We start from the raw sequence: 25,204 nt of genomic DNA, 5'->3' as shown, positions 1-25,204 counted from the left end.
CATCGCCTCATCTCACAGGTCTTCGACCTTCTCTGTCTTCTGCTGTGCCATAGGCTGGCTGCGGGGGCAGTGACTTCACAATTCAAGGAGAACCACCGGCATGCGCTTGCGTACTGGCATTGCTTGTTCCACATGTTTGACTCTTTTGTCTGCCGCGCTTCCTGCGGCAGCCCAGTCCTCCAACGTCAGCATTGGCGGTCTGATCGACGGCGGCATCTATCGCGGCTTTGATGGCACGGCCCAGGCCGGCACGATCCAGCGCAGCAATCTCGCGATTGCGGGCTGGGAAGATCTGGGCGGCGGTCTCAAGGCCACCTTCCGTCTGAGCGCGCGTTTCGATATCGACACCGGGCGTCTGGAGGATCAGGGCAGCAAGCCGTTCTGGCACGACGAGTCCACGGTGGGCCTGCAAGGCGGCTTTGGCCATCTGCGCCTGGGTCGCGCCCTGTCGGCCATGTGGTCACAGGACTGGAAGTTCGACCCCTGGGCCAATTTCAACCGCATTTCCTCGCCGGCCTGGTACCAGTGGCACTACCTCACGCCTACCGACCGCTACAGCAACAATGGCTCGGCCGAATATGGGCGCATGGCCAACGGCATCTTCTACGACTCGCCCACGGTGGGCGGCTTCACCCTGCATCTGAGCGCCTCGCCGGAGCGAGGCGAGGTGCCGTTGACCTTGCGTCGTGAGGGGCGTGGCTATTCGGCCTCCCTTAACTACGACTCTGACAGCCTGAGCGGCATGCTGGCCTTTGAGCGCAACGGCAGCGGTGACAAGGACACTTTCGTGGCTGGTAAATACCGCTTTGGCGCGGCCGCCGTGATGGCCGCCTGGGACTATTCGCGCGTGGCCCAGACGGCACTCTCTGCCAAGGCCCTGACGCTGGGCGCCACCTACCAGATGGGGCAGACCACGCTGAAGGCCGGCTATGGCCGCCAGCGCATGCAGGAGCAGACCAATCATTTCTATTCCCTGGGGGCCGACTACGCGCTGTCCAAGCGCACCACGCTCTATGCCAGCCTGGGGCGCAAGAGCTACGAGTACGGCGCCGACTCTGGAACTTCGTTCGGCGTGGGCATGGCTCACGCTTTCTGAACCCCAGCCTCTCGCCCTCCAGCCGCAGCCTTGCTGCGGCTTTTTTGCGCCCGGCGCGAATGTCCAACAAGAGTTGAGGGAATTAAATCCGCCAGTTTGGGGTGTTTGTCCGCCTTTGCCCGGACGGCACGGCACTGTTTTAGGCCTTGATCCAGGCTTTGCTCGGGTAAAAACCGCCAAATACTGTGTTTTTTGCCGATATCTACGCTCTTCCTCGTTGAAATTCAACGCATGAACCCGATGCGTTGTGCTGAATTGAGTGCACAAGGGCGGCAGTTGACGGAAGTTATGGCTGGCTGTTTCGAATGTGCGCTGAAAATCTGTCAAATGCAATGAAATGGCATTCAAAGATAGCGCTTCTTGCGGCAACTCTTTGGTGGGCAACTATTTGCATGCGGGCTCTGTAAATCCTTGATTTTTTTGCCCAAAATGCGCGGCATTCCCCCGATTGAGGAGAGACCGCGATGTCCTATTCCGTGCCCGAGCAAGACAACCCAGTGCGCGCAGCCGACGCGCAGCAAGCCGCCGCCTGCGGCAGTCAGACCATGCACTGGCATGCGCCGGCCAAGCCCGTCGCGGCCCCCGAAGCGCAGCGCTGGCCCGTGGAGGCAGTGCAGTCCTTGCTGGATATGCCATTTCTGGATTTGCTGCACCGCGCCCAGAGCGTGCATCGCGAGCACTGGCCTGCCGGCGAGATCGAGCTGGCGACCCTGCTGTCCGTCAAGACCGGCGGCTGCCCCGAGAACTGCGGCTACTGCCCGCAGTCGGCCGAGTTCGATACGGGAGTGAAGGCCGAGAAGCTGATGAGCGTGGAGGAAGTCACCCGCGCCGCCAAGGCCGCTCAGGATGCCGGAGCCACCCGCTTTTGCATGGGCGCCGCCTGGCGCGCGCCCAAGGACCGCGACATCGAGAAGATGAACGAGCTGATCGGTGCCGTGAAGGGACTGGGCATGCAGACCTGTGCCACGCTGGGCATGTTGCAGCCGCACCAGGCGGCATCGCTGCGCGATGCGGGTCTCGACTACTACAACCACAATCTCGATACCGCGCCCGAGTACTACAAGGATGTGGTCAGCACGCGCCAGTACCAGGACAGGCTGGACACGCTGGCGGCCGTGCGCGATGCGGGCATCAGCGTGTGCTGCGGCGGCATCATCGGCATGGGCGAGACCGAGGTCCACCGTGCCGGCCTGATTGCCCAGCTCGCGAACATGCAGCCCTATCCCGAGTCCGTGCCCATCAACAGCCTGGTGCCCGTGCCCGGCACGCCGCTGGCCGACAGCGAGCCGGTGGACCCGCTGGACTTCGTGCGTGTGATCGCTGTGGCGCGCATCACCATGCCCAAGGCCCGTGTGCGCCTGTCGGCGGGCCGCCAGCAACTGGGCGAGGCCGTGCAGACCCTGTGCTTCATGGCGGGAGCCAATTCCATCTTCTACGGCGACAAGCTGCTGGTGACCGGCAATCCCGATGTGGAGGCCGATACAAGCTTGATGCGCAAGCTGGGCCTCAAGGGCCTGGGGACATCGGCCGCAAGCTGATCCCTGAATCTCCCCTGGCCATTGCGCCGGGGCTTCTCTTTCCGGATTGCCTAGCCTGGCATCTTGCGCAGGTTGGGCCCTGCCGTGCCTGCGATCTGGCAAGGCGGTGATTCGCCTCAGGAGTTTTTGATGGACCACAGTCTTGCCGGCCGCAGCGTGCGCCATGTCTGGCACCCTTGCACCCAGATGAAGCGGCACGAAGCCGCACCGCCGATTGCCATCGACCATGCCGTCGGTCCCTGGCTGGTGGATACCGATGGCCGTCGCTATCTGGACGGAATCAGTTCCTGGTGGGTCAATCTGTTCGGTCACTCGCATCCGCATATCCGGGCGGCGCTGACCGAGCAGTTGCAGAAGCTCGATCATGTGATACTGGCCGGTTTCACCCACGCTCCCGTGGTCGAGTTGTCCGAGCGCCTGGCCGGCCTGACCGGCCTGGGCCATGCGTTCTACGGCAGCGACGGCGCTTCGGCCACCGAAATCGCGCTGAAGATGAGTGCGCATTACTGGCGCAACCAGGGGCAGCCTGCCAAGCACCGTTTCGTGGGTCTGGCCGGCGGCTACCACGGCGAGACTGTAGGCGCGCTGTCGGTGACCGATATTGCGCTGTTCCGCGACGCCTACGGTCCTCTGGTGCGTCTGTCGGCCACCGTGCCCAGCCCCGATGCACGCCAGGCCAGACCCGGCGAATCCGCTGCCGATGTGGCGCGCCGCGCAGCTGAGGGCCTGGAGGCCTGGCTGCAAGCGCATCACCAGGAGACTGCTGCCCTGATTCTGGAGCCGCTGGTGCAGTGCGCCGCCGGCATGGCCATGCATGACGCCGAATACCTGCGTCTGGCCCGGGCGCTGTGCGATCGCTATTCGGTGCATCTGGTGGTGGATGAGATCGCCGTGGGCTTTGGCCGTACCGGCAGCCTGTTTGCCCATCAGCAGGCAGGTATCAGGCCGGACTTCATCTGCCTGTCCAAAGGCTTGACGGGCGGCACGCTGCCCTTGTCTGCCGTGCTGACGACCGATGAGGTCTATGCCGCCTTTTATGACGACGATGCTGCGCGCGGCTTTCTGCACTCGCACTCCTATACCGGCAACCCGCTGGCCTGCCGCGCTGCCGTGGCCACGCTGGAGCTGTTCGAGCAGCTGGACCAGCTGGCTGCCAACCGGCAACTGGCTGAAAAAATCAGTGCTGCATTCGCCGGGCTGAATGCTCACCCCCGCGTCAGCAACGCGCGCCGGCAGGGAATGATCTGGGCCTGGGACATCGATACCTCCTTGCCGGACTTTGCACAGCGCTACAACCAAGCGGCGCTGGACCTGGGCCTGCTGCTGCGCCCCATAGGACGCACGCTGTACTGCATGCCGCCCTATGTGCTGGACGATGCCGATATCACCCACCTGGGTCAGGCCGCGCTGACCGCGCTGAACACCACCTTGCTGCAGGAAGCGGAGCTTGCCGCGAAGAAGGGAAAAGCATGATCGGCTGTTTCGTCACGGGCACCGATACCGGTGTGGGCAAGACCCTGGCCAGCTGCGCACTGCTGCACGCGCTGGCAGCCCATCATTCGCGCGTGGTGGGCATGAAGGCTGTGGCCGCAGGCGCCGATCCCGACGGGCAGGGCGGCTGGGTCAACGAAGACACGGTGGCCCTGCGCGCTGCCTCCACGCTGGCCGTACCGGCAGCGCTGGACAACCCCGTGCTGCTGCCAGATCCCATGTCGCCGCATATCGCGGCCCGGCGCGCGGGCGTGGAGGTGACGCTGGCGCCGATTCTGGACGCCTACCGGCAATTGGCGGCGCAGGCCGATGCCGTGGTGGTCGAGGGCGCGGGCGGCTGGCGCGTGCCGCTGTCCGAGACTCTGTGCATTGCCGATCTGGCCGTGGCGCTGCAGCTGCCGGTGGTGCTGGTGGTGGGCCTCAAGCTCGGTTGCCTGAACCATGCGGTGCTGACCGCCGAGGCGATTCGCGCCGCCGGCTTGCCGCTGGCGGGCTGGGTGGCCAGCCGTGTGGAGCCGCAGATGCTGGTGCCGGAGGAAAACATGGACTGGCTGCGCAACCAGTTGGGACGGCTTGGTGCGCCGCTGCTGGCCGATATTCCCTGGCAGGCCAATCCCGATCCTCGCCTGACCAGTTTCTCTTTGCCCAAGGAATGGCAATGACCACATCTTCCAATTTCTGGCTGCAGGATATTCCACGGCAGCTGGCTGCCCTGGACGCCGCCGCGCTGCGCCGCACCCGCCGTACCGTGGCCCCCCTGCAAGGCGCGCGCATTCTGGTCGACGGGCAGCCCATGCTGCAGTTCTGCAGCAACGACTATCTGGGGCTGGCCCAGCACCCGGCCATGGTTGAGGCGGCCTGCGCCGGTGCGCAGGACTTTGGCGTGGGCTCGGGCGGCTCTCCCATGGTCAACGGACATAGCACGGCCAATGCCGCGCTGGAGGAGGAGCTGGCCCGCTTTGTGCAGCTGCCGCGTGCGCTTTACTTCTATGCCGGGTTCGCCACCAACGCCAGCATCATTCCGGCGCTGGTGGGCGCGGACGATGCCATTTTTTCGGACGCTCTGAACCACGCCAGCCTGATCGATGGCTGCCGCCTGTCGCGCGCGCAGATCCACCGTTTCGGGCATGGCGACCTGGCCGCATTGGAGCAGTTGCTGGCTGCCTGCCCGATGCAGCGCAAGCTGGTGGTGAGTGACGCCGTCTTCAGCATGGACGGCAATGTGGCCGATATCGAGGGTTTGTTGGCGCTGTGCGAACGTTACGACGCCCTGCTGCTGCTCGACGATGCCCACGGCTTCGGCGTGCTCGGCCCGCAAGGCCGCGGCAGTCTGGCGGCCGCAGGGATGACGGGGGCCAAGGCTTCGCCACGCGTGCTGTACATGGCCACGCTGAGCAAGGCGGCCGGCGTCTCGGGCGCCTTTGTGGCAGGGCACGAACTGCTGATCGAGTGGCTGCTGCAGAAAACGCGCAGCTACACCTTTGCGACAGCTGCACCCGCGATGCTGGCGCGTGCATTGCAAACCAGTCTGCAGCTGATAGAGCAGGAGAGCGCCTTGCGCCTGCAGTTGCAGGCCCGTATCGCCCAGTTGCGCGCGGGTCTGCAGCCCTTGTTGCAGGGCAAGGGCTGGCGGCTTTTGCCATCGGACACCGCCGTGCAGGCGCTGGTGGTGGGCGGCAACGACGCTGCGCTCAGCCTTATGGAGGGGTTGCGCCGTCATGGCCTATGGGTGCCGGCGATCCGTCCCCCCACCGTGCCTGTGGGCACGGCACGGCTTCGCATCGCCCTGTCGGCGTTGCACACCGAGGCGGACGTGAACCAACTGCTGGCGGCGCTGCAGGAGCTGGCAGGCTGACACTGCCGGGCGGCGGGGCCTGCACTGTCAGGCCAGGGTCGCACAAGGCCCTGGCCTTCGTCGATTTGACCGTTAACAAACCGAACTCTACGACCGCTGGTCCATTCGTGGGCCGGTGGTGCGATCGCGCTTGGGCGCGTGCGGATTCTTGATTCTCAACCTCGCAGCCAGGAGCGATTTTGATGGGTTTTTCTCGAGGTCTGGCCGCGTCGCTGGGCATGTTTGCGCTGGGTGCGGCATGGGGCCAGTCTTCCCAGGTCCAGATCAGCGGTCTGCTTGATCTGGGCATTTATCGCGACTTCAAGGGCACGGCACAACTGGGCACGATTCAACGCAGCCACATCACATTTTCGGGTGTCGAGGATCTGGGAGGCGGACTCAAGACCACGTTTCGCCTCAGCCACCGGCTGGATCTGGACACCGGTCTGAACGAAGGCTTTGGGCAGAAGCCCTTCTGGCACGGTGAATCCACCGTCGGCCTGCGCGGCGACTGGGGGCATGTGCGCCTGGGGCGGGCGTTGTCGGCACTCTGGGCCCATGACTGGAAGTTCGATCCCTGGGGCCATATCAATCGCGTGGCCTCCTCGGCCTGGTACCAGTGGTTCTATTACGCGCCCACGGATCGTGTCAGCAACAACGGCGCGCCCGAATTCGGCCGTACGCCGAACGGCATTTTCTATGACTCGCCCACGCTTGGCGGCTTCACCCTGCACCTGAGCGGATCGCCCGAGCGTACCCAGGGAGCGGGCGGTGGCAAGCCCTATGCGGCATCGCTGGAATATGCCCGTGGCCCGCTGTCAGGGCTGCTGGCGCTTGACCGCAACGGCAGCGGCGACCGGGCCTTGTTCGGGGCCGTCAAGTACCGGCTGGGCGTCACCACACTGGGCGAAACGACGCTGATGGCTTCGACCGACGACAGCCGCAGGGCACAGGGCCTGGGGCGCTCGCGCGTGCTCTCGGTCGGTGCTACGCACAAGCTGGCCGCACAGACCACGCTCAGGGCCGGCGTGGGGCGGCAGAAGCTCGATGACGATACCCGTCTGTTCTATTCGCTGGGCGCAGACCATGCGCTGTCCAGACGCACCACGCTATACCTCAGCCTGGGCCACCAGCGGCTGGACCACAAGGGCGGCAGCACCTCGCTGGGCGCAGGCATGTCGCACGCCTTCTGAGTTCATCAAGAAGTCGCTGCCCGCGGCCTACCTGCCCACACCTTCCACCAGCTTGGGCACGCGGGGAGCCACGGCGCACATCAGCTCATAGCCCAGCGTGCCGGCGGCAGCGGCCACCTCGTCGATGGGCAGCACGGCGCCATTGCTGGCGCGGCCCCAGAGCGTGACCTCGCTGCCCAGTCTGGCCTTGGGCACGGGGCTCAGGTCCACGGCCATCATGTCCATGCTGACGCGACCCAGCGTGCGGGTGCGCACACCTTCCACCAGCACCGGCGTACCTGTGGGGCAGACGCGCGGATAGCCGTCCGCATAGCCGCAGGCCACCACGCCCAGACGCAGCGGAGCGTCGCACTGGAAGCGCGAGCCATAGCCCACGGTATCGCCCGGCTGCAGCTCCTGAATGCCTATGATTTTGGACGACAGCGTCATGGTCGGCTCAAGCCCCCAGTGGGCCGCGTCGTGAGCGGGGAAGTCGGGCGAGCTGCCGTAGAGCACGATGCCGGGGCGCACCCAGTCGCAGCGCACATTGCTCTCATCGCCATACAGCAAGGTGGCGGCGCTGTTGCTGATGCTGCGCTCGCCGGGCAGGTCCAGCGTGGTTTCGTGGAAGACCTTGAGCTGATGGTCGATGCCATGTGCCACGTCGGCATCGCTGAAATGGGTCATGAACGAAATCTCGTCGACCTGGGGAAGGGCGTTCAGCCGCGCATAAGCCGCACGAAAACGCTCGGGTGTAAAGCCCAGCCGGTTCATGCCGCTGTTCATCTTGAGGAATACACGGTGGCCGACCTGGGTCTTGTGGGCGGCCAGCCAGTCGATCTGTTCGTCGCAGTGCACGGCATGCCAGATACCGAGGCGCGAGCAGATTTCCAGGTCGCGCAGCTCGAACACGCCTTCGAGCAGCAGGATGGGGCCTCGCCAGCCCAGTTGGCGCACGCGCTGGGCTTCATCCAGGTCCAGCATGGCAAAACCGTCCGTCGCTCGCAGCCCCTCAAACACGTTTTCGATACCGTGGCCATAAGCGTTGGCTTTGATCACGGACCACAATTTGGCATCAGGGACGGCTTGCCGTACCCGCTCCAGATTGTGGCGAACGGCTTCAGGATGGATGGTGACAGTAATGGGACGAGGCATGGTTTTTCTCAATCAGACCAGTGGGATTCTGGCACTGTCAGCCGGAGCCTGCGTGATATAACCGCCAGTCACTTGCCACGGGGTCTCTTATTTCTTGGCATCGGTCCGCCCGGTGCCAGTTACAGCTAATTCATGAAGCGCGGTTTCTACACCATCATGTCAGCGCAGTTTTTCAGCTCGCTGGCAGACAACGCCTTGTTTGTGACCGCTGTAGAGCTGTTGCGTGCCAATGGTGCCCCCGAGTGGCAACGTGCTGCCCTGGTGCCCATGTTCGCACTGTTCTACGTGGTTCTGGCGCCCTTTGTCGGAGCCTTTGCGGACGCCTTGCCCAAGGGACGGGTCATGTTCATCAGCAACGCCATCAAGGTGGTGGGCTGTCTGATGATGCTTTTCGGCCATCATCCGCTGATCGCCTACGCCGTCATCGGCCTGGGCGCAGCGGCCTATTCGCCGGCCAAGTACGGCATCCTGACCGAGCTGCTGCCGGCCTCCCAGCTGGTCAAGGCCAATGGCTGGATCGAGGGCCTGACCATCACCTCCATCATTTTGGGAGTGCTGGTGGGCGGCCAGTTGGTGGGGCCGACCATTTCCGAGCATCTGCTGGGCTTTGACTTCCCGTATTTCAGCACCGGCGTGGATAGCCCGGCCGAGGCCGCGATTGCCGTGCTGATCCTGATCTACATCGTGGCGGCCTGGTTCAATCTGCACATCCCGCTGACAGGCGTGGCCATGCGTCCGCTACGTGAAGACCCGAGCAAGAGCCTGCTTGCCAATCTGCTGGGCCTGCTGCCCGATTTCTGGCGCTGCAGCAAACGCCTGTGGGCCGACAAGCTGGGCCAGATCTCGCTGTCCACGACCACGCTGTTCTGGGGCGCATCGGGCAATTTGCGCTACATCGTGCTGGCCTGGGGCGCTGCGGCCCTGGGCTACAGCACTACCCAGGCATCGGCCCTGGTAGGGGTGGTGGCCATAGGCACGGCCGTCGGTGCGGTGCTGGCCTCCATGCGCATGCGCCTGGACAATGCCACGCGGGTGATTCCCATGGGCGTGCTCATGGGCCTGCTCGTGGTCTGCATGATCTTTATCGACAATCTCTGGGTGGCCGTGCCCTTCCTCATTCTGCTTGGCGGTCTGGGCGGCTTCCTGGTCGTGCCCATGAATGCGCTGCTGCAGCACCGCGGCCACAACCTCATGGGTGCGGGTCGCTCGATTGCGGTGCAGAACTTCAACGAGCAGCTGGCCATCCTGGCCATGGGCGGTTTCTACAGCCTGTCCACCAAAATGGGATTGACTGCTTTTGGTGCGATCACGGTATTCGGTCTGCTGGTCGCCGCTACCATGGTGCTGATCGGCCTCTGGCACTGGAATAACTGCAAAAAGCACCCGCAAGAGGTCGAGAAACTGCTGGACATCGCTCGTCGCGATTGCCATTGAAACCCTGCAGCCAGCGCGCTGCATTCACTACACAATCAATAGCTTCTAACGCTTGCAGAGTAAGCGTTAGAAGCCTTTTTTATGCATAGCCCACTGCCTGTATTTGCGCTGCTGCTCAATGCCCTGATCTGGGGCTTGTCATGGTGGCCGTTTCGTCTCATGCATGAGGCCGGCCTGCATCCGCTATGGGCCACGGCACTGATGTATGCACTGGTGCTGGCTGGTCTGCTGACGCTGCGCCCGGCTAGCCTGAGGCAGGCCTGGCAATACCCGGTGCTCCTGCTGCTGGCGGCCAGCTCGGGCCTGAACAACGTGGCCTTCAACTGGGCAGTGACCGTGGGTGACGTGGTGCGCGTCATTCTGCTGTTCTATCTCATGCCGGCCTGGGCGGTACTGCTGGCCTGGAAGCTGCTGGGCGAAAAGCCCACGCCGATGGCGCTGCTGCGGCTGTTGCTGGCCTTTGGCGGTGTGGTGCTGGTGTTGCTGCCCGCCGATGCCTCGCTGTCGGGGCTGTTTGCCGGACTGACCCTGGCCGATGCGCTGGCCGTGTTTGGCGGCTTCATGTTCGCGTTGACCAATGTGCTGCTGCGCCGCTTTCAAGGCATTCCGGCCCAGGCCCGCATGCTGGCCATGTTTGCCGGCTGCATGAGCATGGGCCTGCTGACAGCCCTGAGCGCCAGCAGCCTGGGCGTGGTGCCTGGCTTTCCGGCCTTCGACGGCAGCTGGGTCCTGGTGGCGCTGGGTCTGGCCGTGCTGCTGATGCTGGGCAACTGGGCCCTGCAGTTCGGTGCCGCCCATCTGCCTTCGGGCGTGACTTCGGTGGTCATGCTCAGCGAAGTGGTGTTTGCCAGCGTCTCCTCGGTGCTGATCGCCCATGAGGCGCTTTCGGTGCGCACGCTGGCCGGTGGCGCCCTCATCATGGGCGCGGCCTTGCTGGCGACCTTGGGCAGAATCCAGAGAAAGTAGCCCGCAGCGACACCAGAGCATCCTGCGGGAGCCGCGCCGCAGCTGAGCGCTGGCCGGGTTACAGGAGCTTGCCGGCCAGGATCAGGTATCCGGGCACCCAGCCCGTGAGCACGCCTTGCGCGATGCACAGCCAGCCCGTGGGGCGCTCAATGCTCTTCCTCAGGGCCAGCAGTGCGAAGAACAAGGCCCAGAGCAAGGCCCAGGCAGCCCAGTTGACGCCCATCCACCAGTCCAGCCCCGAGCTGGCGCTGGTCAGCGTATCCAGGGCCACGGGAACGGCGGTGACCGCCACGAACAGGCTGAACCAGCCCAGACCCCGGCCGTCGGCACCGCTGAAGCGATTGAAAGCCACCCAGAGATAGGTGAAGGCGAACAGCAGGGTCAGCGCACCGCTCTTGACCGATGCCGCGTCGGCCGCCGGGCCGAAGATGCTGGCCAGGCCAATGCATAGCGACACCACGCCGGTGAAGATGTTGATGACCCAGATTTCCTTGTCGGCAATCTTGCCCAGCATCCACAGGCCGTTGAGAAACAGCACGGCACCCACATAAAACAGCGACAAACCCAACCACATACAAAAGCTCCTTGGCTGCAGGCTGGTGCAGCGCGGCGAGGATTGTGGGGCCGTGCGGGGTAGGGCGTAACCCTGGGTGAACGCAAAAGAGTCTTGCGCAGTGGGTCGGGAATGGGCTCAGAACGCCCCATCCCGACCGCCGCGCAGACGGCGGTACAGCGTGCCGCGCGAGATGCCCAGGGCGCGCGCGGCCTGGGAGACATTGCCGCCATGCTGGTCCAGCGTCTCCCTGATCAGCTGCGCGCCGTGCTCGCGCAGCGTTGCGAGAGGCGGTGCCTCGGCGACATGCGTTGCTTCGGGGGCGACGGGGCAGGCCAGGTCTTCCACGCTGCTGGTCTCCAGGTGCGTGCCAAGGCCATGCGAAGTTTGCAGATGCGCCTGCATCCAGACGCCCAGGCCGCTGGCCAGGCGCAGCGGCGCGGGGCCGGGCTGGCCGCTCAGTTGCAGCAAGCGCGGCAGATCATGGCCCAGCAGCTCCAGCGCGCTGCACGCTGCATGCCCGGGCTGGCCGATGAGCTGGGCGGCGGTGCCGTTCATCCAGGCGACGCGGCCATCGGCGGCCACGCCCATCAGCGCCTGCAGCGGCGTATGCAGCAAGGTTGGCGTCACCTGAAAGCGCAGCACCAGATGCTCGTGCGACTGCGCCTGCAGCAAGGTGTTTTCGATGGTCGTGGCGTACATGCCGACCACGGGACTGGCGTCGAAGCTGAAATGCTGCTCCTCCACCATCAGGTTGAGCACCCCGGCCAGGCGGCCGTGCACGTCGCGTATCGGTGCTGCTGCGCAGCGGAAGGCGTGCAGCTCGTCGAAATAGTGCTCGCCGTTGGTGACGGTGCAAGCCTGGCCGGTGGCGGCGACGATGCCCGGTGCGGTCGTTCCCATGGCCTGCTCGGACATGTTCAGGCCGACCCGCTCGTCACGGGGCCGCATGGATGTCGGGGAGACATGGAGCACGATGCCCTTGTCGTCCGTCAGCATCACGCGTGTGCCGGTACCCGCCAGGGCCTGCTCCAGGGTCGGCAGCTCGTGCTGCAGCGCGAGCAGCAGGCCGCGGCAGCGCTCCTGCGTGGCATGCAGCCGGCTGGGGCTGACGGGAGCCAGAGCCAGCCGTCGTCCATTGCAATGCTGGCGCTGGCTGCGCAGCCAGGACTGGATGACCGCCTCGCTGACCAGGCCCGAGGGACGTATGCCGGCCTCGAAGAACTGGCGGCGAGCCTGCAGGGCACGCTCCGCACCGGTGCTCGAGAAGCACTGCTGTAGCGCGTCCATCGCGCGTGGCTCATCAACGCTCATGTCATGTCCAGGCTGTTCGCAGGAGCGGTCAATGTGTTCCGCAATGGAACAGTTCGAGCCTGGGGAAATCCCGATCATGAAGAAAAACAGGCGATACACCATGCTTTGCGGCATAGCAATCACAACAGGAGACATCGATGAAACGGCTGATCGGCAACTCTCATGGATGGCCCGGCCGCATGGCCTGGATGCTGGCCGCCTGCCTGGGGAGCGCAGCGGCTTTCGCGCAAACCGACCCCGCAGCGCAGGCTGCTGCCGCCGTGCAGCGCGTCGACGGCGCCTTCATCCGCGCCAATGCTGCCAAGACGCCTGACTGGCCCACCATCGGCGTGGACTATGCCGAGACCCGCTACAGTCGCCTTGATCAGATCAATGCCGCCAACGTCAAGGACCTGGGCCTGGCATGGTCGTACAACCTCGAGTCCACGCGCGGCGTGGAGGCCACGCCTGTCGTGGTGGACGGCATCATGTACGTCAGCGCCTCATGGAGCGTGGTGCATGCCATCGACACCCGCACCGGCAACAGGATCTGGACCTATGACCCGCAGATCGACCGCAGCACCGGCTTCAAGGGGTGCTGTGACGTCGTCAACCGCGGCGTGGCGCTGTGGAAGGGCAAGGTCTATGTGGGTGCGTGGGATGGCCGCCTGATCGCGCTGGACGCCGCCACCGGCAAGGAGGTCTGGCACAAGAATACCTTTGAGGGGCAGAAGGGGTCGCTGACCATCACCGGCGCGCCGCGTGTGTTCAAGGGCAAGGTCATCATCGGCAACGGCGGCGCCGAATATGGCGTGCGCGGCTATATCACGGCCTATGACGCCGAGACCGGCGAGCAGAAATGGCGCTGGTTCAGCGTACCCGGCGATCCGTCCAAACCTTTCGAGGACGAGTCCATGAAGCGCGCCGCCAGGACCTGGGACCCCAGCGGCAAATGGTGGGAAGCCGGCGGCGGCGGCACCATGTGGGACAGCATGACCTTCGATGCCGAGCTCAACACCATGTATGTGGGCACGGGCAATGGCTCGCCCTGGTCGCACAAGGTGCGCAGCCCCAAGGGCGGCGACAACCTGTACCTAGCTTCCATCGTGGCGCTGGACCCCGACACCGGCAAATACAAGTGGCACTATCAGGAAACACCGGGCGACAACTGGGACTACACCTCCACCCAGCCCATGATCCTGGCTGACATCAAGATCGCCGGCAAGCCGCGCAAGGTCATACTGCATGCGCCCAAGAACGGCTTCTTCTTCGTGCTCGACCGCACCAACGGCAAGTTCATCTCGGCCAAGAACTTCGTGCCCGTGAACTGGGCCAGCGGCTACGACAAGCAGGGCAAGCCCATCGGCATTGCCGCAGCGCGCGACGGCAGCAAGCCCCAGGACGCGGTGCCGGGCCCGTATGGCGCGCACAACTGGCACCCCATGTCCTTCAACCCGCAGACGGGCCTGGTGTATCTGCCTGCGCAGAACGTGCCCGTCAACCTGATGGACGACAAGAAATGGGAGTTCAACCAGGCCGGACCGGGCAAGCCCCAGTCGGGCACGGGCTGGAACACGGCCAAGTTCTTCAACGCCGAGCCGCCCAAGAGCAAGCCTTTTGGTCGCCTGCTGGCCTGGGACCCCGTTGCGCAAAAGGCCGCCTGGAGCGTGGAGCATGTCTCGCCCTGGAACGGCGGCACGCTGACCACGGCGGGCAATGTGGTGTTCCAGGGTACGGCTGATGGCCGCCTCGTGGCCTATCACGCGGCCAGCGGTGAAAAGCTGTGGGAAGCGCCCACGGGCACCGGTGTGGTGGCAGCGCCCAGCACCTATATGGTGGATGGCAAGCAGTATGTCTCGGTGGCCGTAGGCTGGGGCGGTGTCTACGGTCTGGCTGCACGCGCCACCGAGCGCCAGGGCCCGGGCACGGTCTATACCTTCGTTGTGGGCGGCAAGGCCAGGATGCCGGAGTTCGTGGCCCAGCGCGCAGGCCAGCTGCTGCAGGGCGTGAAATACGATCCCGCCAAGGTCGAGGCCGGCACCATGCTGTATGTAGCCAACTGCGTGTTCTGTCACGGCGTGCCGGGCGTGGACCGTGGCGGCAACATTCCCAATCTGGGCTATATGGACGCGAGCTATATCGAGAACCTGCCCAACTTCGTCTTCAAGGGCCCGGCGATGGCGCGCGGCATGCCGGACTTCACGGGCAAGCTGTCGGGCGATGACGTGGAGTCCCTCAAGGCCTTCATCCAGGGCACGGCGGACGCCATTCGGCCCAAGCCCTGAAGCCTGCACTTCACCACGCCGGCCCGCCGGTGCGTCCGAGCCAGCACCGGCGGGCCCAGATTGCAAACCTCTTCTTTTGACTCGATACCAAGGAAACAGCCTTATGCAAGACCATCTGCAGTTCTACATCGACGGCCAATGGGTGAATCCGGTCAGCCCGCGCAGCCTGGACGTCATCAATCCCTCCAGCGAGCAGGCCATCGCCCGCATCAGCATGGGCTCGGCCGCCGACGTGGACAAGGCCGTAGCCGCCGCACGCCGCGCCTTCGAGAGCTACTCGCGCACCAGCCGCGAAGAGCGCCTGGCCCTGCTGGCCAAGGTGCTGGAGGTCTACCAGCGCCGCTACGGCGACTTTGTGCAGACCATCTCGCAGGAGATGGGGGCGCCGCTGTGGCTGTCCAAGGCGGCGCAGGCCGCCATGGGGGTAGCTCATCTGGGCTCCACCATCGAGGTCCTCAAGAACTTCGCCTTCGAACAGGTGCAGGGCAGCACGGCCGTCGTGCACGAGCCCGTGGGTGTGGTCGGCATGATCACGCCCTGGAACTGGCCCATCAACCAGATCATGTGCAAGGTCGCTCCGGCCCTGGCTGCTGGCTGCACCATGGTGCTCAAGCCTTCGGAAGTCGCTCCGCTCAATGCCCTGCTTGTGGCCGAGGTGCTGCACGAGGCGGGCGTGCCGCCCGGCGTCTTCAACCTCGTCAACGGCGACGGCCCCGGCGTGGGCGAGGCCATGTCCTCCCACCCGGGCATAGACATGATGACTTTCACCGGCTCCACGCGCGCAGGCATTGCCGTGGCCAAGGCCGCGGCCGACAGCGTCAAGCGCGTGGCCCAGGAGCTGGGCGGCAAGTCCGCCAATATCGTGCTGGACGACGCCAACCTGCAAAAGGCCGTGACCCAGGGCGTGCAGGCGGTGCTGATGAATTCGGGCCAGAGCTGCAATGCTCCCACGCGCATGTTCGTGCCGCGCGCCCTGCATGGTCAGGCCGTGGAGATCGCGCGCAGCGTCGCCGCAGCAGCGACCGTGGCTGATGCGCTGGCGGAGGGCATGCACATGGGGCCCGTGGTCAGCGAGGCGCAATGGGGCAAGATCCAGGCCCTGATCCGCAAGGGCATTGAAGAGGGCGCGACCCTGGTGGCGGGCGGTACGGGCCGCCCCGAGGGGCTGACCCGGGGCTACTTTGTCAAACCCACGGTGTTTGCCGACGTGAGCAACGACATGACCATTGCGCGCGAGGAAATCTTCGGTCCCGTGCTGGTGATGATTCCCTACGACGACGAGGAAGACGCCATCCGCATGGCCAACGACACGGTGTACGGCCTCTCGGGCTATGTGCAATCGGGCAGCCTGGAGCGTGCGCGCCGCGTGGCCGCGCGACTGCGTACAGGCATGGTGCACCTCAACGGCGCGGGGCCTGACTTCAATGCGCCGTTCGGCGGCTACAAGCAGTCAGGCAATGGCCGTGAATGGGGCGAGCACGGTTTCCGCGATTTCCTGGAAACCAAGGCTGTCATGGGTTACGGCGCGGTCTGATCTATTCAAAATCAATAGCTGCTGGCGCCCATCTGATAGGCGTCAGCAACTATTTTTTATTGAATATTCTGCTGGCGGCGACGTGCGCGTTCCAGCTGCTGGGCGACCTGGCGCGGATTCATGCCGTACATCTCGGCGAACTCCTGCTCCGACGTCTGGCCGCTGAGCTGGAAGGAGCGCAGCAGCGCTTCGTCCTTGGCGGCACGGGCGTCGGCCTCGGCCAGCGCATCGGCCACCAGCGCATTGGTCTTTTCGTCACGGCCCTGCACGCGCTCGGCGTAATCCTCGCGCGTGAGACCGGAGGCTTCGTAGGCGACGACGATACGGTTGCGCAGCTTGGGCGTCAGGTCTTCCTGCGTGCGCTGCTGGCGGCGGCGGAAGACTTCGATCAGCGCGTGGTGAACATGCTCGGGCAGCGTGGCCTCCACGGGCTGGCCGCTCAGGTCATGGCGCTGCTGGCCGCTGGCCATGGCCGCCAGATAGCGACCGGAGCGGGTGTGCTGCTGCAGCGCGCTCTTGAGCGCGTCCTTGTCCAGCTCCGGGTGGGCGGCCAGCAGGTCTTCAAAGATGCCGCGCTTGAAGGGCAGCAGTTGCTCGCCGAACAGGGCCGGGTGCCACTGCGCCAGCTGCTCCAGCAAGGGGTGTTGAGGACGTGCGGCCTGCGGGGCGGCTTTGGCTGCAGGAGCCGGGTTCTGGCGGCCACGGCCGCCTCGGCGCGAGCGTGAGCCGGGCTGCGAGTCCTGCACGCTGTGCTGCGATGCCGCTTGCGTGGCTTTCTGCTCTTGTGATTCAGACACGATTTCAGTCATGGCAAAGCCCGTGGGCCTGGGAAAACAAAACCCCCAATCATGCCAGCATTGCAAACTGCAGTGGCATGCGGGGGTGTCAGCCGGTGGCCAGCGCCTGATCCAGCAGCTCCACCCAGTGCATGACCGGGACCTCGGTGCCGTTTTGCAGATGGACGATACAGCCCATATTGGCCGAGAGAATCGCTGCGGGTTTTTCGGGCGCGAACGGTTCGTCCAGTGCGGCGATCTTGCGGTCGCGCAACTGGTGCGAGATTTCGGGCTGCAGCACCGAGTAGGTGCCGGCAGAGCCGCAGCACAGATGGGATTCGGTGCGCGCCACGCGCAGATCGAACCCCAGCTCGCGCAGGCCCGCTTCCACGCCGCCGCGCAGTTTCTGCCCATGCTGCAGCGTGCAGGGCGGGTGGTAGGCCACGGGAGCCCGGGGCGCCGTGATGCGGTCCTTGAGCTTGTCCACCAGCTCGGGCAGCATGTCGGGCAGCAATTCGCTGAGGTCGCGGGTCAAGGCGCTGATGCGCGCGGCCTTGTCTGCGTATTGCGGCTCCAGCCGCAGCAGATGGCCGTACTCCTTGACGGTGACACCACAGCCCGAGGCGTTCATCACGATCGCCTCGACTTCGCCGCGTTCCACCAGCGGCCACCAGGCGTCGATATTGGCGCGCATCTGGGCCTTGCCGCCGTCCTGGTCGTTGAGGTGGAATTTCACCGCGCCGCAGCAACCGGCCTTGTCGGCAATCACGGTCTGCACGCCCACGGCGTCCAGCACGCGGGCCGTGGCGTAGTTGATGCGCGGCATCATGGCAGGCTGCACGCAGCCTGCCAGCAGCAGCACCTTGCGCGCATGTTCCCGCGCGGGCCAGGCCCCGGCATCCTGGGCTGCCGGTATTTTTTCGCCCAGGGACTCGGGCAGCAGGCCTTTGACGGCGCGGCCCAGCTTCAACGCGGGGGCGAACAGCGGGGAGTTCATGCCCTCCTTGAGCAGCCAGCGCTGCAGCTTCTCGCCCGTGGGGCGCTCGACCTGTTCATCGACGATCTTGCGGCCGATATCGACCAGATGGCCGTACTGCACGCCGCTGGGGCAGGTGGATTCGCAGTTGCGGCAGGTCAGGCAGCGGTCCAGGTGCAGCTGTGTGGCCCGCGTGGGCGTCTGGCCTTCGAGCACTTGCTTGATCAGATAGATGCGGCCACGCGGGCCGTCCAGCTCATCGCCCAGGGTCTGGTAAGTGGGGCAGGTGGCGGTGCAGAAGCCGCAATGCACGCATTTGCGCAAAATGGCTTCGGCCTCCTGGCCTTCTGGCGTGGCACGGTACTCGGGCGCGAGATTGGTTTGCATGGGGTGCTGTCCTTGTTCTTACCAATGCGCCGAGAGACGGTTCACATTGAGAATGCTGGCGGGGTCGAAGGCCTGCTTGAGGCGGGCATGCAGCTGTGCCGATGTGCGGCCTGCAGGGCTGGCCTGTGCATGCGTGTCGAGATCGCTATTGGCGCTTGTCTGGCTGCCTTCCTCGGCCCTGAAAAGCGAGGCGGAACCACCGGCTGCCTGCGCCAGCTGCTGCAAGGCTGCGGCGGCCGAACGCGGGGCCTGCACCCAGCGCTGTGCGCCATGCCAGTCGATCAAGGGGCCGACGGCATCGCCGGGCAATGGCAGCGGTGCTGCGGTCGCGGGAACGGACAGACGCCACAGACAATGATTGGCAGCGCGCTGCTGGAACCAGGGCAGGCTCAGATCGCGGCTGGCACTCCAGTCGGCGGCGACGGCATCGTTGTCCAGCCGCTCGCCACCCAGGCGCAGCGTGGCGGCCTGCACGGCCGCGCGGGCGCCGCGCAGGCGTAGATACAGCGTGCCCTTGCCGTCTTCTTCCAGCCAGTTGCTGGCATTGAGCGGCAGCGGCTGACCGCCCCAGTGATTGAGCCAGTCCAATGCCTGCATCTGGCTGCAGGCGTCAAAGCGCAGCGTGGCCTCAGCCGGAGCTATGGGCAGGACCTTGAGGCTGACCTCGGTGATCAGGCCCAGCGTTCCCCAGCTGCCCGCCATCAGGCGTGAGACGTCATAGCCGGCCACATTCTTCATGACCTGGCCGCCATAGCGCAGCAGCTCGCCCTGACCGTTGATCATCTCCAGGCCCAGCACGAAATCGCGCACTGCGCCCACGCTGGCGCGCGACGGGCCCGACAGGCCTGCGGCGACCATGCCGCCCACGGTGCTGCCGGCACCCAGGTGCGGCGGCTCGAAGGCCAGGCACTGGCCCTGGGCGGCCAGGCTCGCTTCCAGCTCGGCCAGCGGCGTGCCGGCGCGCACGGTGACCACCAGCTCGCTGGGCTCGTAGCTGACGATGCCACTGAGCGCGCGCGTGGACAGCGGCTCACCCTGCAGGCGCAGGCCGTAGAAGTCCTTGCTGCCGCCGCCGCAGATGCGCAGCGGGGTCTTGTCACTGGCAGCGGCGCGAATGCGCTCGCTGAGCTGATTGATTTGGCTGGTGGCTGAATCCATGGCCTGCATGGTAGCCGGGGCGCCCCCGGGGCAGGAAGGGCCGATCTTTGATTTTTTTGAAAAGCAGGCGTGAATAAAAAAAGCCCCGCAGCTTGCACTGCGGGGCAACGTAATGAAACTGAACTTGCGAAGAGCCTGCCGATTAGCGGGTGTAGGCCACCTCGCCATGGGAAGTGATGTCCAGGCCTTGGCGTTCGGACTCTTCCGAGACACGCAGACCCACGGTCAGATCGGCAATCTTGTAGGCCACGTAAGAGACCACGCCGGACCAGACGATGGTCACCAGCACGCTCTCGACCTGCACCCACAGCTGATGGGCCATGTTGTAGCCCTCGGGCTCGATACCGCCCAGGCCCTTGGCGCAGAACACGCCGGTCAGGATGGCACCCAGGATACCGCCGACACCGTGGACGCCGAACACGTCGCAGACGTCGTCGACCTTGAGCAGGTGCTTCAGGCCGGAGACGCCCCAGAAGCACAGAGGGCCTGCGATGATGCCCATGACGATGGAGCCCATGGGGCCGACGAAGCCGGCGGCGGGCGTGATGGTCACCAGACCCGCCACGGCACCCGAGGCGGCGCCCAGCATGGAGGCCTTGCCGCGCAGCAGCGCTTCGGCCACGATCCAGGAGATGGCGGCAGCGCCGGTCGCCAGGATGGTGTTGATGAAGGCCAGGCCGGCAATGCCGTTGGCGGCACCGGCAGAGCCGGCGTTGAAGCCGAACCAGCCCACCCACAGCAGGGAAGCGCCCACCATGGTCAGCGTCAGGCTGTGAGGAGGCAGGGCTTCCTTGCCGAAGCCGATGCGCTTGCCCAGCATGTAGGCACCCACCAGGCCGGCGACGGCTGCGTTGATGTGCACCACGGTGCCGCCAGCGAAGTCCAGTGCGCCATCGGCACCCAGCAGACCGCCGCCCCACACCATGTGGGCCATGGGGATGTAGCTGAAGGTGAACCACAGCACGGAGAACACGATCACGGCCGCGAACTTGATGCGCTCGGCGAACGCACCCACGATCAGCGCCACGGTGATGGCCGCGAAGGTGGACTGGAAGGCCACGAACACGTATTCGGGGATGGTCTTGAGCATGGACGACAGCGTGTCAGGCGTGATGCCCATGAGGAACAGCTTGTCGAAGCCCGCGAAGAACTTGCCCTCGCCGCCAAAGGCCAGCGAGTAGCCGTAGATGGCCCACAGCACGGTGATCAGCGAAAAGATCACGAAGACCTGCGCCAGCACGGACAGCATGTTCTTGCTGCGCACCAGGCCGCCGTAGAACAGCGCCAGGCCGGGGATGACCATCAGGATCACCAGCATGGTCGAGGTCAGCATCCAGGCGGTATCGCCGGCGCTCAGGGTGGGAACAGCCTCGGCTGCGGCTTCGGCCACAGGTGCTGCGGCGGCGGCAGCGGTGGCGGCTTCCTGGGCAAAGCCAGCAGCGCTTGCAGCCAGCAGGCCCAGTCCCAGGCCTGCACTCAATAATTTCTTGGTCATGGCAATCTTTCTCAAAACGGTTCCAGAGAGACTGAGCCTTTACAGGGCCGCGTCGCCGGTTTCTCCTGTACGGATACGGATCGACTGCTCCAGCGCCTGCACAAAGATCTTGCCGTCGCCGATCTTGCCGGTGCGGGCCGCGCCCTCGATGGCGTCGATGGCGGCGTCCACCAGATCGTCGGCAATCGCGGCCTCGATCTTCAGCTTGGGCAGAAAGTCCACCACGTACTCGGCACCGCGGTACAGCTCGGTGTGACCTTTCTGACGGCCAAAGCCCTTGACTTCGGTCACGGTGATGCCTTGGACACCGATTTGGGAAAGAGCTTCACGCACTTCGTCGAGCTTGAAGGGTTTGATGATGGCGATCACCATTTTCATGACGGGCTCCTGAAAAATTAGAAAGTCTTGGAGAGCGTCAGAATCAGACGCGCCTTGTTCACATCGCCGAAGTAGGCCTTCTTGTTGGCGCCGGTCACCGCAGCTGCTGCAGAGAAGCCGTCGCCCAGGTCATAGGCACCACCGACGCTGTAGTCCACATAGTTGGGAACGCCCAGGTCCTTGATGTCGCTGGAGAAATGGGTGTAACCAACTGATGCTTTCAGTGTCACCTTGGGCATCACTTCCTGGCTGTAGGAGAACTGCAGATAACCGGTGTTGCGACCCTTGAGACCCGAGCCCGCCTTGGCGCCGGCCCAGCCGAAGTAGTCCTTGGACACCGTGTGCGAGTACTTGGCCGTGAACGGGCCATAGGTGCCGGAGCCGTAGATCTCGGTGGTGTTGCCATTGGCATTGCCGGAATAGACATAGGTCAGCAGGCCCACGTCCCAGTCCACATCGGCGGCCTTGAACTTGTAGCCGCCGTAGAAGTCGGTTTCCAGCGAGTTGCCGGGCAGCCAGTCCACGGAGGAGTTCCAGTTGCCGACGTAGAAGCCGCTGTCGCCGAACGTGTAGTCGAAGCCGCCTTGCAGCGCAGGCTTGATGGCCTTGGTGCGGCTGGCGTCCTGGTCCTGACCGCGGAACTTGTAGTTGGTGGTCAGGGCAACGTTGGCGGAGAGCTGGGCATGAGCCCACATGGGGGCGACAACGGCACAGGCCAGGGCGGCGGTCTTGGCGAAAGTCTTGAAACGGCTAGCAGCGGGACTGGGCATTCAGGGTTCCTCCGGTTTGAAAATTTCGTGGCAAAAATCTCGGATGAACTCTCAAAGCACAGACCGTGCCAGTCTCTGCGGCCGCGGCGGCGCGGTTCGCAGCCATCGGCCTAAAACAGGCAGCGGGCCATAGCTGCCGGGTACAAAAAGCTACGAATTTTCACAATCACTGAGCGCAACTTTCGCCACCTGGCTGGTGGGCTGGATGGATTGCACCAAGATGGTGCGTTTTTGTGATGCACCGCCATGGCCCGGCTTTTGCGCGGCTTTTTGCACCAAACAGGTGATTTGCAAGTGAGTGCATGCTCTTTGTTTGAGCGCAGGCGCAAAAAAGCCCACCGCCAGGGCGATGGGCTTGCAGGTTGCGCGTCGCTCAGAAGCTGGCCTGCGGCAGGTCTGCCTTGGTGAATACCAGCGAGACCTTGGCTTCCTCGGGAATCGGCGGCAAGTCCTGATTCCAATGCTCCCAGGCGCTGCGCAGCTCGGCCAGCTTCCGGGGCTCGCGATCGCGCAGATTGGCACGCTCGCGCGGGTCGTTGCCGATGTGGAACAGGTACTCGATGCCTTCGATCTGCAGATATTTCCAGTCGCCGCGTATCAAGGCCTTTTGCTCGCGGTGCTTCATGCGCCAGGCCAGGTCGCGCTCGGGCATCCAGCCTTGATCCTGCATCAGGGGCAGCAGGCTGATGCCGTCCAGCGGATAGTCGGCATGTGCGGCTACGCCCGCTGCAGCCAGGAAGGTGGCTGACCAGTCCATGGTCAGGCTGGGCGTGTCGCAGACGGCACCGGACGTCATGCGCGCCGGCCAGCGTGCCAGCAACGGCACGCGGATGCCGCCTTCGAGCAGGTCCATCTTCTGGCCCACGAAAGGCCAGGTATTGGAGAAGCGCTCGCCGCCGTTGTCGCTGGTGAAGACAATGAGCGTGTTCTCGCTCATGCCTTTTTCCTCCAGCGCATCCAGCAGCCAGCCGATGCCTTCGTCCATGTGATGGATCATGCGCTGATAGGTGTCGATGGAGCCGCCGTCGATATGCTTGCCCATGCCTTGAAGGCGTTCGGACTCGGCGCGGTCCTCGCGCGTCAGCCAGGGCCAGTGCGGCGCGCTGTAGTGCAGCGAGAGGTAGAAGGGCTGCTCGGCCGTCTGGCGCTTGACGAAGTCCACGGCGCGGCGGCTCAGCAGATCGGTCAGGTAGCCGTCTTCGGTGTGCGGCTCCTCGTTGCGCCAGAAGTCGGGGCGCCCGCGCGGATCGCAGTGGGCGAAGTAGTCGGCGCCGCCGGCGTGAAAGCCGTAGAACTCCTCATAGCCCGACAGGCGCGGGCCGAAATGTGGCGGATAGCCCAGATGCCATTTGCCGACCAGGGCCGTGGCGTAGCCGGCATCGCGCAGCAGCGAGGCCACCGTGGGGTGATCGGGCGGCAGACCCAGCACCTTGTCGCCATGCACGCTGGCGATGGGTTCCTCGGCCGCACCGCGCAGGCGGTACTGCCAGCGGCCCGTGGCCAGCGCAAAGCGCGTGGGCGAGCACACCGACGAGTTGGAGTAACCGCGCGTGAAGCGCAGGCCCTGGGCGGCCATGGCGTCCAGACGCGGCGAGACGTCGGTGGCGTTGTTGTGTGCATCGCGCGCACCGGTGCAGCCCAGGTCGGCATAGCCGAGGTCATCGGCCAGGATGAAGATCAGGTTGGGGCGGGAGTCGGTCATGGGAGAGCGGGGAACATTCAAAAACAGGAGCTTCTATCGCTTTTTAATAAAGGATTCTGAATAGATTTGATGCTGAAAATGTTTGGTAGCAAGCGATAGGTGCTCCTCAAATATCAGGGTTTGAAGCCTGAACGCTGCACCACCGGCGCCCATTGCGCGCGGTAGGCCTTGAGCATTTTTTCCGTGTCCTGCGCGCTGCTGACCACGGGCACCAGGTTGGAGGCGGCGAACTTGTGCTGCGTGTCGGCTTCCTTCATCACCTCCTGCACTAGCTGGGACAGGCGCTGCACCGTGGCCGGCGCCATGCTCTGCGGGGCGAACAAGGTGTTCCAGCCCGTGCCGACCAGGTTCACGCCCAGCTCCTTGAGCGTGGGAATGCCGGGCGCCATGGCGCTGCGGCGCTCGCCCGAGGTGGCCAGCACGCGCAGCTTGCCCGCTTCGTGCTGGGCAATCTGGGTGTCGAAGGTGTCCACGGCGATGGGGATCTGCCCGCCCATCAGGTCGGTGAGCAGCGGGCCCGAGCCCTTGTAGCCCACGACCTCGACCGGCACCTTGGCGGTCTCGCCCAGCATCAGCGCGAAAAAGTGCGGCAGGCTGCCCGTGGCCGGCACGCCGAAATTGGCCTGCTGCGGATTGGCCTTGAGCCAGGCCAGCAGGTGCGGCAGCTCCTTCACGGGCACGGCGCTGGCGACGGCCAGGCCGAACTCGTAGCGGTTCACCTCGCTGATGGGGCGGAAGTCCTTTTCCGGGTCGTAGCCCGAGTCCGGGAACACCAGCGGCGCGACCACCATCACGGCGGGATTGGCCAGCAGCACGGCTGGCTGGGAGGCGGGCGCGTTCTTCACGTACTGGGCCGACAGACGGCCGCCCGCACCGGGCTTGTTTTCCACGATCACCGGGCTGCCCAGCCGGGCCTGCAGGCGGTCGGCCACGATGCGTGCCACGCGGTCGGTGGCGCCGCCGGGCGGATAGCCGACCACCATGCGCAGCGGTGTCTTGTTGGGAAACAGGGCATGGGTCTCCTGGGCCTGCAGCGCGCCGCTGCCCAGCAATCCTGCGCTCAGGCCGAGCCCCGCCGCGAGCTTGCCGAAGATTCTTCTTTGCATCGTCATGTCTCTCCTGGTCTGTGATCCGCGCCGCGGTCTCACGCCATTGCTGATGGGAAAGTGGGCAGTGTAAGTGCGTGCCGGCACCGGCCTGAACAGCTCGGG

21 protein-coding genes are annotated in these 25,204 nt (G+C 64.9%); 10 read left to right on the top strand and 11 right to left on the bottom strand.

The features are described 5' to 3' along the window. Positions 1-100 precede the first annotated feature (100 nt). The 6 genes from DJFAAGMI_RS17125 (at position 101) to DJFAAGMI_RS17100 (ending at position 7,152) form a co-directional block, all read left to right on the top strand. A complete protein-coding gene (locus tag DJFAAGMI_RS17125) occupies positions 101-1,096 on the top strand; it encodes a porin (RefSeq protein ID WP_211458053.1) in 996 nt (331 codons plus the stop codon). A gap of 545 nt (positions 1,097-1,641) precedes the next feature. After that, positions 1,642-2,634: a biotin synthase BioB gene (gene bioB, locus DJFAAGMI_RS17120; protein WP_211458391.1), complete on the top strand. Its 993-nt coding sequence runs from the start codon at positions 1,642-1,644 to the stop codon at positions 2,632-2,634. A 129-nt stretch (positions 2,635-2,763) separates the two neighbouring features. Next, entirely contained in the window at positions 2,764-4,107 is a 1,344-nt protein-coding gene (gene bioA / locus DJFAAGMI_RS17115) for an adenosylmethionine--8-amino-7-oxononanoate transaminase (protein WP_211458052.1), read from the top strand. Continuing rightward, a complete protein-coding gene (bioD, locus tag DJFAAGMI_RS17110) occupies positions 4,104-4,787 on the top strand; it encodes a dethiobiotin synthase (RefSeq protein WP_211458051.1) in 684 nt (227 codons plus the stop codon). The genes bioA and bioD overlap by 4 nt, the downstream gene beginning before the upstream one ends. Then, positions 4,784-5,980: an 8-amino-7-oxononanoate synthase gene (gene bioF / locus DJFAAGMI_RS17105; protein ID WP_211458050.1), complete on the top strand. Its 1,197-nt coding sequence runs from the start codon at positions 4,784-4,786 to the stop codon at positions 5,978-5,980. Before bioD ends, bioF begins: the two co-directional genes overlap by 4 nt. Before the next feature lie 182 nt (positions 5,981-6,162). After that, the gene (locus DJFAAGMI_RS17100; protein WP_249334491.1) at positions 6,163-7,152 is read left to right on the top strand and encodes a porin; all 990 of its coding nucleotides are present in this window, start codon (positions 6,163-6,165) and stop codon (positions 7,150-7,152) included. Between the two features lie 27 nt (positions 7,153-7,179). Here DJFAAGMI_RS17100 and alr read toward each other — a convergent pair whose 3' ends face one another. Next, positions 7,180-8,286 (bottom strand): alanine racemase, encoded by a 1,107-nt coding sequence (gene alr, locus DJFAAGMI_RS17095; RefSeq protein WP_211458049.1) that lies wholly within the window; start codon positions 8,284-8,286, stop codon positions 7,180-7,182. A gap of 132 nt (positions 8,287-8,418) precedes the next feature. Here alr and lplT point away from each other — a divergent pair, with 132 nt between their 5' ends. Next, complete coding sequence (gene lplT, locus DJFAAGMI_RS17090) at positions 8,419-9,720, top strand: lysophospholipid transporter LplT (protein ID WP_211458048.1); 1,302 nt, start codon at positions 8,419-8,421, stop codon at positions 9,718-9,720. Positions 9,721-9,801: 81 nt separating this feature from the next. Next, positions 9,802-10,686 carry a DMT family transporter gene (locus DJFAAGMI_RS17085; RefSeq protein ID WP_211458047.1) on the top strand — a complete coding sequence of 295 codons (885 nt, stop codon included), beginning with the start codon at positions 9,802-9,804 and terminating at the stop codon, positions 10,684-10,686. A 58-nt stretch (positions 10,687-10,744) separates the two neighbouring features. On the opposite strand, the gene DJFAAGMI_RS17080 is transcribed toward DJFAAGMI_RS17085, so the two are convergent. Continuing rightward, positions 10,745-11,260 (bottom strand): AmiS/UreI family transporter, encoded by a 516-nt coding sequence (locus DJFAAGMI_RS17080; RefSeq protein WP_211458046.1) that lies wholly within the window; start codon positions 11,258-11,260, stop codon positions 10,745-10,747. Between the two features lie 117 nt (positions 11,261-11,377). Further along, positions 11,378-12,529, bottom strand: coding sequence for a helix-turn-helix domain-containing protein (locus DJFAAGMI_RS17075; RefSeq protein ID WP_211458387.1), 1,152 nt, complete (start codon positions 12,527-12,529; stop codon positions 11,378-11,380). Between the two features lie 161 nt (positions 12,530-12,690). Between DJFAAGMI_RS17075 and DJFAAGMI_RS17070 the strand changes: the two genes are divergently transcribed. Together DJFAAGMI_RS17070 and DJFAAGMI_RS17065 are read left to right on the top strand one after the other, a co-directional pair. Beyond that, positions 12,691-14,817 carry a PQQ-dependent dehydrogenase, methanol/ethanol family gene (locus DJFAAGMI_RS17070; RefSeq protein WP_211458045.1) on the top strand — a complete coding sequence of 709 codons (2,127 nt, stop codon included), beginning with the start codon at positions 12,691-12,693 and terminating at the stop codon, positions 14,815-14,817. 103 nt (positions 14,818-14,920) lie between these two features. Beyond that, a complete protein-coding gene (locus tag DJFAAGMI_RS17065; RefSeq protein ID WP_211458044.1) occupies positions 14,921-16,351 on the top strand; it encodes an aldehyde dehydrogenase family protein in 1,431 nt (476 codons plus the stop codon). Between the two features lie 56 nt (positions 16,352-16,407). Here DJFAAGMI_RS17065 and DJFAAGMI_RS17060 read toward each other — a convergent pair whose 3' ends face one another. The 8 genes from DJFAAGMI_RS17060 to DJFAAGMI_RS17025 form a co-directional block, all read right to left on the bottom strand. After that, on the bottom strand, positions 16,408-17,160 hold the full coding sequence (locus DJFAAGMI_RS17060) for a ProQ/FinO family protein (protein WP_211458043.1): 753 nt from the start codon (positions 17,158-17,160) through the stop codon (positions 16,408-16,410). Between the two features lie 76 nt (positions 17,161-17,236). Continuing rightward, the gene (glcF, locus tag DJFAAGMI_RS17055; RefSeq protein WP_211458042.1) at positions 17,237-18,490 is read right to left on the bottom strand and encodes a glycolate oxidase subunit GlcF; all 1,254 of its coding nucleotides are present in this window, start codon (positions 18,488-18,490) and stop codon (positions 17,237-17,239) included. Between the two features lie 18 nt (positions 18,491-18,508). Then, positions 18,509-19,657 (bottom strand): glycolate oxidase subunit GlcE, encoded by a 1,149-nt coding sequence (gene glcE / locus DJFAAGMI_RS17050; protein ID WP_211458041.1) that lies wholly within the window; start codon positions 19,655-19,657, stop codon positions 18,509-18,511. A gap of 133 nt (positions 19,658-19,790) precedes the next feature. Further along, entirely contained in the window at positions 19,791-21,143 is a 1,353-nt protein-coding gene (locus DJFAAGMI_RS17045) for an ammonium transporter (RefSeq protein ID WP_043007067.1), read from the bottom strand. Positions 21,144-21,182: 39 nt separating this feature from the next. Further along, positions 21,183-21,521, bottom strand: coding sequence for a P-II family nitrogen regulator (gene glnK, locus DJFAAGMI_RS17040; RefSeq protein WP_003059648.1), 339 nt, complete (start codon positions 21,519-21,521; stop codon positions 21,183-21,185). A 17-nt stretch (positions 21,522-21,538) separates the two neighbouring features. Continuing rightward, positions 21,539-22,291: a TorF family putative porin gene (locus tag DJFAAGMI_RS17035; protein WP_211458040.1), complete on the bottom strand. Its 753-nt coding sequence runs from the start codon at positions 22,289-22,291 to the stop codon at positions 21,539-21,541. 373 nt (positions 22,292-22,664) lie between these two features. Continuing rightward, positions 22,665-23,993 carry a sulfatase family protein gene (locus tag DJFAAGMI_RS17030; RefSeq protein WP_211458039.1) on the bottom strand — a complete coding sequence of 443 codons (1,329 nt, stop codon included), beginning with the start codon at positions 23,991-23,993 and terminating at the stop codon, positions 22,665-22,667. Positions 23,994-24,106: 113 nt separating this feature from the next. Beyond that, the gene (locus tag DJFAAGMI_RS17025) at positions 24,107-25,099 is read right to left on the bottom strand and encodes a Bug family tripartite tricarboxylate transporter substrate binding protein (protein WP_043007149.1); all 993 of its coding nucleotides are present in this window, start codon (positions 25,097-25,099) and stop codon (positions 24,107-24,109) included. Positions 25,100-25,204 lie beyond the last annotated feature (105 nt).

It is taken from the genome of Comamonas brasiliensis, assembly GCF_018292285.1.
GTDB classification, from domain to species: domain Bacteria; phylum Pseudomonadota; class Gammaproteobacteria; order Burkholderiales; family Burkholderiaceae_C; genus Comamonas; species Comamonas brasiliensis.
Note: the sequence above shows the minus strand (reverse complement) of the source record. Positions and strands in the feature narration are given on the sequence as shown.